Origin of the sequence: Lactobacillus sp. ESL0677, from assembly GCF_029392875.1 — a bacterium.
GTDB lineage: Bacteria > Bacillota > Bacilli > Lactobacillales > Lactobacillaceae > Lactobacillus.
Genome location: NZ_CP113946.1, coordinates 683,189 through 694,724, shown reverse-complemented (window position 1 = coordinate 694,724; position 11,536 = coordinate 683,189). Strand labels below are relative to the sequence as shown.

Genomic DNA, 11,536 nt, shown 5'->3' with positions numbered 1-11,536 from the left:
AGTTGCCAAAATTGACTTAGAAGCCAAAAATGCTGTACTAAAAGAAAAACACTTTAAGCATCACTGCTTAAAGTGCATCTAATTCGCTAATTATCTTCATCAACAGCATTCTTATAGGATGTTTGTCAAAGAGCTGCTTTACATAGTTAAATCTTAAAACTTTTGACCATATTTATTTTTTAAAACATGGAATAACTGTTGCTCAAACCAAGCAGCAATCGTTGCACTGTCATCATTATGTCGGCCATAATACCCTTTAGAAATCACATGACGATCTGGATAATATTTTTGTAAAAAACCTTGCAACTCAGTATAGGCATATCGATCATAATCGTCATTACGCATATATCCTAGAACAAAATCTGTCTTACTAAAATTACCCTCTTGAAGCCTTTGCCACATGATATTGTCTACTTTCTGACAAGAGGCATGATCGTCATCTCCCTCAAGCATTAATACCATATCTGTTGCGCAATAAAACTCATTTGGCCGGTTAATTCTTAGGTTTTCAGCAACAGTTCCTAAGTTAAATAATGGCTTAGCAATGATAATATCTCCAGGGCTTAGTAAAGCACCATAATACAATGATGCATATGTTCCCATTGACATACCAGACAAAATAAGATCTCCAGGCTTAAAATGAAGTTTAGCCAAACAATCTTTAACTACCGTTATAATCTTATTTTCAATAGCTGCATCGCCAAGATAAAAAGTACCTCCCTCAACACGTAAATCTGTAATTAACAAATATGGTACACCCTTAGAATGCAACATTGCTCGCGCTTCAAAAGCTTCAGCAGAATGCCACCCAGCAAAATAAACTGTAAGTGGTGGCTGCATATTACCAGGATTAAACAAATAACCGATTTCACCATTAAGTCCATTGCGATCAACAAGTGACTTACCGCCTAGCTCCAAAAAACCATATTTACCACGTGAACGACGCTGATGTAAAGTACCAATTTTTACGTTTCCCTGTCCGCGCACGTAATAATAGATACTATAAAAGAACGACTCTTCAATTCCAGTTACAATAACCGTCCCGTTATCAGCTTTTAGTTCTGCACCACTTTTGACAATTGTCTTTATTAATTGATTATTGGAATTAAAGCACTTAACTTCAACCTTTAATTCTGCACTACCTGTTGTTTGCATCTCTACAGTTAATGTAGTGACATGCCGCTTGACTACCGATACACTATACGCCATCTTACTTAAATAATGCCACTGATCATCAAAATTTGCTTCAACATTAAAATAGCTGTCACCGTAATAAGTAATTCGGTTTTGCAATGCTGGAGCAATTTCAAACTGATCAATACTTACTCGGTACCCAAAATCAGTATTAAAAAAATAATTATTAATAGTAGCAGCTAAGTTGGTCTGCTTAATTTTAAAGGCCCCGCGCAACTGCAAAACTTGTAAGATACTTGCTGGTACATCAGCATCTTCACTATAAAGAACTCTATACGCTGGCAATTGCATTAACAGCTTCACATCTTTTAACCAAGGTGAAGTTTTATCAAGAAAGAAGTAAGTAAATAAGTAGTCATGATTAAAAATATTATTTTTAAAAACTGGAGCCAACTTATGCTTATTCAAATTAACTGGATCAGCCCACATATAAGTACATTTTGATAAGGAATCATCAAAATTTTCTATTGGTTGCTCACCGCTATGAATAAGATATGTCTTTCTACTCATCCCTGAAGTACCCTCTTCCATTTATTAATAATCGCTTTAAGCGACAAATGTTGAATTAAACGGACATCTTCAACAACTGCAATATTCCATTTATCCAGATTAGTCAAAAAAACATCTGCTGGTTCCCTGATTGCTTTGTCCTTAATTAAGAAACCATTCTTGCCCTCTTTAACTAAGTCATTACTTTGATAAACAATTTGTGGTATGCCGACTTTGACTGCCTCAAGTTGCAAAGTATAGTCTGTTAACGGATCAGTATCAACAAAAATATGCGATTGTCCTAGTACCTGCAGCTTTTGATCATGAGTTAAATTTTCAGGACAGGAAAAACGATTAAGTGCATCCATTTGATCAACATCAAAGTCGTTTGCATTAATTTCATCTAACGAAGCTGTATCATCTAGCTTACTGACCTTTTCTTTAAACTCTGCAATAAACTTTGCCGAAATATTTTTAAGTAATGCTGCGGACTGATAAGTTGCATCTGCCATTATTTTTAAATCTTTATTTTCCTTTAACAAGTCAATTAATTGGTTGAAATATTGCATCAAGTCATCACTATTAATTTGCCCAATATGCCAATAAATAATTTGCTGCTCCTGTTCCATACTAGTTCCTAAAGAAAAATCGCTAAAGTATGGTGGAATGACCTGCCAAACAGGAACAAAATCAATGCCATTTTGCTTAATTTTATTTATAAAAATTTGTGCCAATGTCTCATTTTGAAACAAGCATTGGTCATCACGCATTAGATTTTGGCAATCGATATCAACAACTTGAGTATCATTCGTAAAGTAATAATAAACCTGAGCTTGCAATAAAAAATGACGAAAATCAAGGCTTTCCTTACTTGGCTCAATTAATACTTGCTGCTTACCGGTTAAATGAGGCAGTGCAAACTCATATTCAACTTCTGCCAAATCAGTATAATTAGATTTTTGAAAGCGCGATCGTTGCTGCCAAGGAATAGTTACTGTTAGATCTTCATTTTGAGTCATTACTAGGTCGCCTGTTGCATTGAACCATTGCTTATTAACTAGCTGCTTCAGTTGATTAAAAATACTGCGGCTACTACGAAAGCCGCGCAGATCATAGCGATCGACTATCTGCCCATTTTCTTCATAGTAAGTTACTAGCTGCAGCGCACCGCTACTACTCAAAACAACTTCCATAACCTTTTTACTACCATCGAACACTTGAATATATGTTGAAGACACATAAATAAGTGCTTCCATCTTGTACTTATCTGGAATATTTAAGTCATTCAACGTTAATGGCGAACCATTAATTTTAATCGCACGAATTTCATCAAATAAATAAATCACCTGAGACTTAGAACTCATAAAATTGGCCGAGAATTGATCTGTTTCATCGCTTAAAAGTAACAGCTGATTATCAATCTGTTCTTCTTGCAACCGTGCAGATAAACTTAGCAATGTGTTTTCCTGATAAAATTTATTTTTAGTATGTAAATCAGGGATTAATGTTAACATCTTTATCAACTCTATTTCAAATCAATTACGTACTTTTTTTCACTATTTAGCGTTTGAAATTCCTGCTCAATCATATCCAAAATCATAATTAAAATAAATAAGTTACCAATAAATGGCGTAAGATTGGCCATTTGTGACCACTTTAAGCCAAGTATCAGGGGCCAAATACTCAAAACAATTAAAATTAAACTACTTGCCCAAGTTAATCTAGTAAACTTATGCATAATAAATTTTTCTGTTTGCATACCGGGAACTATTTCATAAAAATAACTGCCATTTTCTTTGAAATTACGAGCTTTAACACTAGGTTGAAGTGTAATTAAACCAAAGACAAAGTTTAACAAAATAATAACAATCGCATAAAAAACTATTCCACTTGGTTTATCAATTGACATTATATTAAAAATTATGCTTTTAACTTTTGACGAACTATTTTTAGCTAGCATCGGCACCAGCATAAATACTGATGTTGAAAACATAAATGGCATTGCTCCAGCTGTCAACAATCTAATTGGAAAATAAGATTTAGCAAAGCTACTCATTAATTGTGGCTCCCTTAATGGAATGCGCTCCTCTGCTCGAATTAATGCTAACCCGTAGAACACAACTACTAAGGTCGTTAAAATTACAATAATAAGATTAACAATAGAAAAGTTAAAGCGACTTGTACCCCAGCCACGAATCAATAATGATGGTAACGATAGTACCAATTGTGGCACCATTAATATTGCTGAATTGCCAATTCCACGCTCAGAAATAATATTCGCCAAATAAATCGAGATCATTCCCCCTGTTACTAGCACCATGATTGCTAAGTAAAAACTTATATTATAGCCATCAATATAAATTGGTAACAGCGCTTTTTTAAAATTAGTTACGTATAAAAAGGCTTGTAATATTGCCACAATTAAACTCAAAAAATTAGTAACTATCCCCCAGGTATGCTGTGAAACCTGGCGTAAACTTTTCAGGTCTAATGAGCTAACAGCTTGAACTACAATATTTGTTGTCATATATGGTCCGATGCCAAGCATTAACAAAGAAGGCCGAGATGTCTGTGATCCAGTATACATCCCTAAAATACTAATTAATGTGTTAGCTTTTAAATAATGGGCTGCAGCACTTTGCTTAACAAACGGAATGATAATGAACTGACCCAAAATATAAACTGTCACCAACAATAATGTCCAAAGCATACGCCTGTATAGAACTTTTTTATTCATTGTTGCCAGTTCCTTTCTCTTTTCTAAGCAAAATAAATCTGCATCCCTTTAACGCTACTACCACTAACCTCGGAACAGAGGACATTACGCATAATGTTACGAATAATATCATCCTTCATTCGGTTAAAGCTAGCTAACGCTTCTTTTTGATATTCAAATAATGGGTTAGTCTGCCCCGTTGACCTTTGCGCTGTTACTGACCGTAACGCTTCAAGATTATCTACTTCATCAACCCAAGCATCATCAATTGCCTTCACAATGGCTAGTTGCAGATAATATTGCCAGGCATCCTCATTAGCAAGCTTTCGCTTCTTAGCTTGCAAAGCCTGTAAAGCCGTTCTGTTTAAAAAGCGTTCGCGCTTGTTGTACGAAGCCGTTTCTAACTCAGTTTCGTTTTTAAATTCGGAAGTCATATTATCACAAACAAAATCATTTATTTCGGCTAAAGACAAATCTTCATTACTCAAAAAATTTTTAATTGCTTTTTGCATACTGTGAATCACAACTTGATCGAGTTCTTGGTTCATCTTAATAATTTGACCACGTACCTTGTAAACTGCTTCACGTTGCAAACGAGCAATTTCACCATATTCTAAAACCATAAACCGTGAAGATTGTTCTTCATACTTAACACTCTTCTGCAGGCGTCTGAAAAAGCGCCGATAACGTCCGCTGTGCTTAATTTCCTGCTGCTTATCATCCTCATGACGAGCAATTTTTTTAGCAATCTTTTTGGAAGGAAAACGACCAACTAATTGATCTTGTAATGATGTATAAAAAACCGTAGTTCCTTCTTGACCCTGACGACCAGAACGACCACGTAATTGATCATCGATCCGTTTCAAAGGCATCTTTTCTGTCCCTACAACTAGTAAGCCGCCAGCCTTTTTTGCTTCTGGTGAAAGCACAATATCGGTTCCCCGACCAGCTAATGAAGTTGAAACCGTAATCATTCCAGCTTGACCAGCAATCTTAATCATTGTTGCTTCTTGCGAAACTGACCATGCATTCAGTAAACTATGTGGAATATGAGCTTGCAGTAACATTTCCGAATATAAATTTGACAAAGTTAAGGAACCCGTTTCAATTAGAACAGGTCTACCTTGGTTGTAGCTCTTTTTAACTAATTCCAAAGATGCCATTAACTTAGCTTTGGCAGTATAAAAAACCTTGTCAGGCTCATCCTTTCTAATACTTGGCTTATTAGTTGGCACTATAATAACATTCAAACGGTAAACCTGCATTAACTCTTGCTTATCGTCCTTAGCCGTACCTGTCATTCCTGCTAATTGTGGAAACAAGCGAAACAAGTTCTGATAAGTAATCGATGCTATAACTTGCTCTTGTGGGCTATTTTCTAAACCTTCCTTAGTTTCAATTGCCTGCTGTACACCAGCCTGCATTTGCATTCCCACCATTTTTCTACCACTGTTTCTATCAAGCAAGATCACCTTATTATCTTCAACAATATAATCACGATTACGAACTTGGATCTTGTTGGCCTGCAACGCAAATATTAGGTGACAGTATAAGTCTGAATATTCTTTTGTTAAAATATTTTTTATTTTAAAGAATTTTTCAGCTTTTTTGATGCCTGCAGCTAAGAACCAAACACTTTTTTTGTCCGGACTTAAGGCATAATCAACATCTTTTTCACAAATTTTGATGAACTTATCAGCCAAGATAGGATAATTAGACTTACCCTTAGGTCGTCCTGAAATGACTAATGGTGTAGTGGCTAAGTCAAGCAAAACAGCGTCAATTTCATCAATTAAAGCAAACTTAAATGAAGGCATAAATTGCTGATTAGCGGAACTAACTAAATTATTAGTTAAATAATCAAAGCCAAATGTACCCCCATCTGTATAAACAATATCATTGCTATAGATTACCTTTTTCTGCTTAATTTGATCCTGTTCTTCTTCAGTTTCTTCGTTATAGCCAACGCTCAAGCCTAACCAGCGATAAACTCGACCCATATTAAGTGCATCACGCTTAGCCAAATAGCCATTAGAAGTAATCAAGAAATTACCACTCCCACTCAAGCCGTGTAAATACATTGGCATAGTCGCCGTTAGGGTCTTGCCTTCACCAGTTTTCATTTCAATAACATTGTGATATTGCATGGCAACTGCACCAAAAATCTGTACAGCATAAGGTGATAATCCTAAGACTCGTTTATCAGCTTCACAAACTACCGCATAAGCTTCAACTAATAAAGAGCTAAGTGATGCACCTTCCTGAATTCGTTTACGAAATTCTTTAGTCTTAGCTTGTAAATCTTCATCACTTAATTGTTCATATTCAGCTTTTAATTTTACAATCTGGTTTGTTTTCCGCCAGTATCGGTTATTTCTAATATGCATGATTATTTCAAATTAAGCAGCGGTAGTAACATACCAACCAAAATGCTGGCACCAACCAAAATATTCATCAGCGCTACCATCAATTCTGCTTTTGTTTTGCGTCGTTCTTTCATTGAAGGCAACTCCTTCTTTTCATACGCAAAATCTTCTTCAATTTTTTTGGACAATGAATTTTTCATTAGCACACCTCAAAAATTTATTAGACAATTTCGGCTTTCTTTAATGGTACTGTTGCATGACGCAATTTCTTGTACGCTGCATTGTTCATCTTAACCGTAGTAATATATGGAATTATATCCTTTAAAATACTAGCTAAATTGCCACGCACCTTGCCATTATTATCCATTGGGTCTTCCGATAGATAAAATTGATTATGCGATTTAGTATTCTGCAGCGCAGTTAATTCAACACCCAAAAAGTTAATGTTAACTGTATCATCCTTAGTCAGCCATTTACTTAACTGGTCAACATAAAAATCAAGTAAATTATTATATCGCGCAATTACCTCATGTTTTTTAGGATCTTCAACTGTAACAAAATTAAGGTTACCTTCATAGTAAAAATAGCGGACAACTGGCTGTCCCTGCATATCAACAAATTCAATCTCTTCTAATTTGCCATTAGCATAATAAAGGTGACTATATACTTTACCATCTGAAGCGTACTCTTCAATATAGTCATAGCTGCCATCTGGATTCAAATAACGAATATCTTGTGCAGCCCGCCGAGTATTAGGAAACATATATTCTCGCGCAATAAAAATCCCTTGATCATCAACGAAAAGACTACCATCTTTTTGCATTTGTACATAATCCATACTAGGGATATTAATTTCATTAAAATACCGATAGCTCTTAGGATCATAGGTGCGACCAGTTAGATGGTCGATTAAGGTTGTACCATTAATACCGTTTGCCTGCAAAAAGTTCCGCATATTAGGCATCGAGGTTAAACAGAGCAGTTGACCGTTACTTTGTTTTAGTCTTGCTTTAACTGCTTTTAAAACGTTACCGCCTAAATTATTAACTTCATTAATTAGTTCGTAATCCATTGACTAACTTCTCCCACTCTTTTGCAATTGCACTATTACGATATTTATCAATTCCAACTTGCGTATTACGACGCAGTTTTAAATAATCGGCATTGAGTAACCGTGTGATTCCTTTTTTAATTTGCGCGACATCATACTTTTCATCGTCACGCTTAAAGTCTTCAATGAAGCCATTTTCACCATCACGAATCAATTGTGTTGCCCCAAAGCGCGCATTAAACGTCACAACTGGTAAAGCCGCGTTTAATGCTTCGATATACGTCAAACCAAAACCTTCGGAAAATGAAGTTGAAACAAACGCATCATGACGCGGATATACCAGCTCCAAATGCTGTGATAAGCCCCGTACATGAACATAACTTTCAGCATGGTTTTCCTTTACAATCTCCTCAAGGTGCTTCTTTTCTTCACCAACACCATAAATATCAAAACTGACATTCTTACCCTCATTATGTAATTCAATGACAGCTTTTTCGGCAATATCAACATGCTTTTCCTTGGCTAATCGCGATGCGGTAATTAATTTCAAGCCATCAGGCTTGCGGTCTTTAATCTTCTTCGGCTTATCACTAATGCCCCCAACCGGAATCGCCCAGATTTTGTCAGCTTCATCAGGAAAATCAATTAACAAATCTTGGCGTTGTTGCTCAGTCGAGACAACGATACGGTCAACATGTTTAATATGGTCAAGTAGGTACTCATAATAATTGTTCCAAAACGGCTTAGCAGGATCATTACGATCAGCTAAGTGGTCGGCATGGATTAAGTAAATAATCTTAGCATCAGGAATCGGCTCATGCATCAATGCTTCGTCAGCCCAATCACCACGGTCGATATAGAAATTACTCTTGCCGCCAAAGAAGCGATCCAATTGTTCAAAAAAGTAACGGTATAAGCGCACAATATTGGCAAAGTAGAGATGTTCCCCACGCTCTGAATATAGGTGAATATTTTGCAAGCGTCCCTCTTCATGAGCGTTATTGATTGTTTCATAAGAAACCTTCAATTCACCGGTCTTGGTACTGAAGATTTGTGTTTGGTATGCACGTACCATCAAGATCTTACTTTCAGGCTTTTGCTTGTTCTTCTCTTTAACAAAGTGATGCACAATGTGCAAACCAGAATCAGTATAAAATTCGTTCATCCGCATCGTATTAGTAGCATCAGACAAGACACGCACTTTCTTAGCAGGGAAAGTTTCAGTTAGACCATGTTTTAAATAGTCATCCCCCAAGACAAAGTACTCCCACATATTGATGACATTCTCATTCTTGAGACGCCACTTGGCCATTGCCTTATGCAATTCTGGCACTTCTGCTAAAAAGATGAAGCGGTAAGGAATACCTGCTTCTTCGAATCGTTTGGCACGGTAAAACTCAGAGTGCTCAATTCCTGAGTTACCCATCCCCATCGCTTGGTTAACAAAAAAATCCATTTTCTCTCCTTATTTTTTACTAATATACTGTCTGATTGCCTTAACTAATGCTGCCGTTGACTGATTATTCTCAATCTGCAAAACTTTGCCACTAGCTCTAAAGCCTTCAATATAAGCCGCTAGTGCCACCAACTGCTGCTCGGTAAATTGCCCCTGACCATTAACCTGCACAGGAATAAAAATGAACAAGTGATCTTCTGCTGGTGCGAAACTAATCGTCTGTATAGTTGAAGTATGCGTCCTAACCCGGACATGCAATTTATTGGTATTTTGGGCGCGATTATAATGCACCAAGATTGTGCGAACAGCACAAATATCTTTAACCGTAAAAGTATAGTCATCAATAATTGGTGCCCTTGCAAGCAATAAATGATGAAACCGCAGCTGCGAATTGCCCAAACTTATTAAATCAAACTGATACCCTGTTTCTTTGGACTCCAAACTAAATTTTGCTTCTTTAGTTGTAAAAATTTTATAATCAAATTGCTCTTTACCATTAAAAGTTGTTAATGCTAATGCCAGAGAGTTATCTGGCTTTTCCTGACTAAATATTTTGAATTGATAGTCAACATTATTTGGCAATTCTGGCAAAATAATATCTGACGCGATATTATCATTATGCCATGAAATTAATGATCTACCTGGAGAAACAATCGCATTGCTGTATAACAAATCTTCATCTTCAAAATGAACTTTAGCACCATACATATAAATATATTTCATGCTTTGAGGCCTGAAAAAGAAGTGTACAGTTAATAATTCATCTTCAATCATTACTTAATCAAATCCTTTAACATTAATACCGGACTAAGCTGCTTTTCTTCAGCCATTATTTGTTGGTTATGCTTAATAAGCAACTGTGATAATAGTAACAAAATGTCTCGACGTAATCCAGCAATATACTGATTTTTGTTATCTGCAAGCTGAAATTGTAGCTCGTCAGAAAAAATTTCTACCGTCACTGGCGGCAAGCCACTAAACGAAAAGCAAACATGCTTAATCTGGCTATCGTGGGCAAGCTTCTGCCAAGCCGAATTAATTAACTCCCAGTCACTTTGACCACTAAGACCAGCTACCTCGCCTTGCTTAAGTATCATATACTTATTAATCTCTATTCGATTAGCTGCCACATATTTATCAGCAATTAACATCAGGCGCTGGCGACTGAGCTCAGCTGCCGGCTGCACAGCAGGATACATATTCAACGTTAAATAAGCAACATAACGTGTATGCTCCTTAGTTAAAGAAACTAAGCTAATATACTTCCCCGCCTCAACTACAGGTGGTGCGTACTTTTCGATAACTTTTTTGTCTGCTTCATCAGTAAACAAGATGCACTGATTGACTTGATCCCAATGCCAGTGCCGACTAGATGGATAAAACTCAATATGTGAGGCAAAACCAATTGTATGATCAGGATTAAGTCGAATCATTAAAACAGCACTACGACCAAAATAAATCATTATTTCTGGATTACCAGTTTTATAGACAAAGTCATGTCCTGCACAAAGTGCAATTACTTCTTCTTCAGTCATTTAATCCTTCCTTACTTATGCTTAAACCAAGATTTTACTGATTGATCATTATACATAAACCGTGTTGCCACCTTACGTCCATGACAGATCCGACCATCAAAAAAGGTATACGCAATATAATTAACAATTGCCATTTCAAAAAAGCCAAAATGAGTGTCACCATAATCTAAATATTCCTGAACAGTATCATCAGTATAAAGCTTCATAAAAATACCCAAAAACTCAAGTAAAGTTGCACGTGTCCCAACAAGAACACCAGCATTTAATAACTGGAGATACCTATTTTTTTGTGTAAAATCTTCTAGGTAATCTGGCTTGCTATCATCATTGATAATATAGGTGTTCAAATCATTATTTTCATCACCAATATATAAGATGTTATCCTCAATCTCATTAAACGGATAATTCAGCATTTCAACATCGCCAATATCAACCAGCGCTGCCTGATCAATCTCACGATGTGCTAATAAATACTCATAAGCAAATTCCCATCTTGTAAAAAAAAATTTTAATCCTTGATAAGGATAGTGCGCAAACGGTTGATACTGCGTCACCTTAACTAAAGGTGGTAATTCTTGTTTATTTTCAAAATTAACGACAATATCCGTCTCAATGTCAAACTTACTAACAGAGGCTACTAATTTTTGTGAAATACCCACAAGATCAACTGGCTTGTCAGGAGTTTTTGTTAAATATTCACCAATAACTACATTTTTCATGACAACTACA

10 protein-coding genes are annotated in these 11,536 nt (G+C 36.1%); all 10 read right to left on the bottom strand.

Annotation, left to right across the window (positions count from 1 at the left end):
• Positions 1-153: 153 nt before the first annotated feature.
• From asp2 to OZX76_RS03375, 10 genes are read right to left on the bottom strand one after another with little or no spacing between them, the layout of a single operon-like run.
• The gene (gene asp2 / locus OZX76_RS03420) at positions 154-1,704 is read right to left on the bottom strand and encodes an accessory Sec system protein Asp2 (RefSeq protein ID WP_277180966.1); all 1,551 of its coding nucleotides are present in this window, start codon (positions 1,702-1,704) and stop codon (positions 154-156) included.
• On the bottom strand, positions 1,701-3,197 hold the full coding sequence (asp1, locus tag OZX76_RS03415; RefSeq protein WP_277180964.1) for an accessory Sec system glycosyltransferase Asp1: 1,497 nt from the start codon (positions 3,195-3,197) through the stop codon (positions 1,701-1,703). Before asp1 ends, asp2 begins: the two co-directional genes overlap by 4 nt.
• Positions 3,198-3,208: 11 nt before the next feature.
• Positions 3,209-4,420: a hypothetical protein gene (locus OZX76_RS03410; RefSeq protein WP_277180962.1), complete on the bottom strand. Its 1,212-nt coding sequence runs from the start codon at positions 4,418-4,420 to the stop codon at positions 3,209-3,211.
• Between the two features lie 23 nt (positions 4,421-4,443).
• A complete protein-coding gene (gene secA, locus OZX76_RS03405) occupies positions 4,444-6,786 on the bottom strand; it encodes a preprotein translocase subunit SecA (protein ID WP_277180960.1) in 2,343 nt (780 codons plus the stop codon).
• A gap of 2 nt (positions 6,787-6,788) precedes the next feature.
• A complete protein-coding gene (locus OZX76_RS03400) occupies positions 6,789-6,965 on the bottom strand; it encodes a hypothetical protein (RefSeq protein WP_277180958.1) in 177 nt (58 codons plus the stop codon).
• 20 nt (positions 6,966-6,985) lie between these two features.
• A complete protein-coding gene (locus OZX76_RS03395; RefSeq protein WP_277180956.1) occupies positions 6,986-7,837 on the bottom strand; it encodes a hypothetical protein in 852 nt (283 codons plus the stop codon).
• Positions 7,818-9,272 (bottom strand): glycosyltransferase, encoded by a 1,455-nt coding sequence (locus OZX76_RS03390; protein ID WP_277180954.1) that lies wholly within the window; start codon positions 9,270-9,272, stop codon positions 7,818-7,820. The genes OZX76_RS03395 and OZX76_RS03390 overlap by 20 nt, the downstream gene beginning before the upstream one ends.
• Positions 9,273-9,281: 9 nt before the next feature.
• Positions 9,282-9,995 carry an accessory Sec system protein Asp3 gene (locus OZX76_RS03385; protein WP_277180952.1) on the bottom strand — a complete coding sequence of 238 codons (714 nt, stop codon included), beginning with the start codon at positions 9,993-9,995 and terminating at the stop codon, positions 9,282-9,284.
• Positions 9,996-10,045: 50 nt separating this feature from the next.
• On the bottom strand, positions 10,046-10,807 hold the full coding sequence (locus OZX76_RS03380) for a hypothetical protein (RefSeq protein ID WP_277180950.1): 762 nt from the start codon (positions 10,805-10,807) through the stop codon (positions 10,046-10,048).
• 11 nt (positions 10,808-10,818) lie between these two features.
• Positions 10,819-11,526, bottom strand: coding sequence for a hypothetical protein (locus tag OZX76_RS03375; RefSeq protein WP_277180948.1), 708 nt, complete (start codon positions 11,524-11,526; stop codon positions 10,819-10,821).
• Between the last annotated feature and the right edge of the window lie 10 nt (positions 11,527-11,536).

Bases quoted from the DNA above. Each gene is read 5' to 3' on its own strand.
- OZX76_RS03385 (WP_277180952.1), bottom strand. From the start codon at position 9,995: ATGAAATATATTTATATGTATGGTGCTAAAGTTCATTTTGAAGATGAA.
- OZX76_RS03410 (WP_277180962.1), bottom strand. From the start codon at position 4,420: ATGAATAAAAAAGTTCTATACAGGCGTATGCTTTGGACATTATTGTTG.
- secA (WP_277180960.1), bottom strand. From the start codon at position 6,786: ATGCATATTAGAAATAACCGATACTGGCGGAAAACAAACCAGATTGTA.
- OZX76_RS03395 (WP_277180956.1), bottom strand. From the start codon at position 7,837: ATGGATTACGAACTAATTAATGAAGTTAATAATTTAGGCGGTAACGTT.
- OZX76_RS03380 (WP_277180950.1), bottom strand. From the start codon at position 10,807: ATGACTGAAGAAGAAGTAATTGCACTTTGTGCAGGACATGACTTTGTC.
- OZX76_RS03390 (WP_277180954.1), bottom strand. From the start codon at position 9,272: ATGGATTTTTTTGTTAACCAAGCGATGGGGATGGGTAACTCAGGAATT.
- asp1 (WP_277180964.1), bottom strand. From the start codon at position 3,197: ATGTTAACATTAATCCCTGATTTACATACTAAAAATAAATTTTATCAG.
- OZX76_RS03400 (WP_277180958.1), bottom strand. From the start codon at position 6,965: ATGAAAAATTCATTGTCCAAAAAAATTGAAGAAGATTTTGCGTATGAA.
- asp2 (WP_277180966.1), bottom strand. From the start codon at position 1,704: ATGAGTAGAAAGACATATCTTATTCATAGCGGTGAGCAACCAATAGAA.
- OZX76_RS03375 (WP_277180948.1), bottom strand. From the start codon at position 11,526: ATGAAAAATGTAGTTATTGGTGAATATTTAACAAAAACTCCTGACAAG.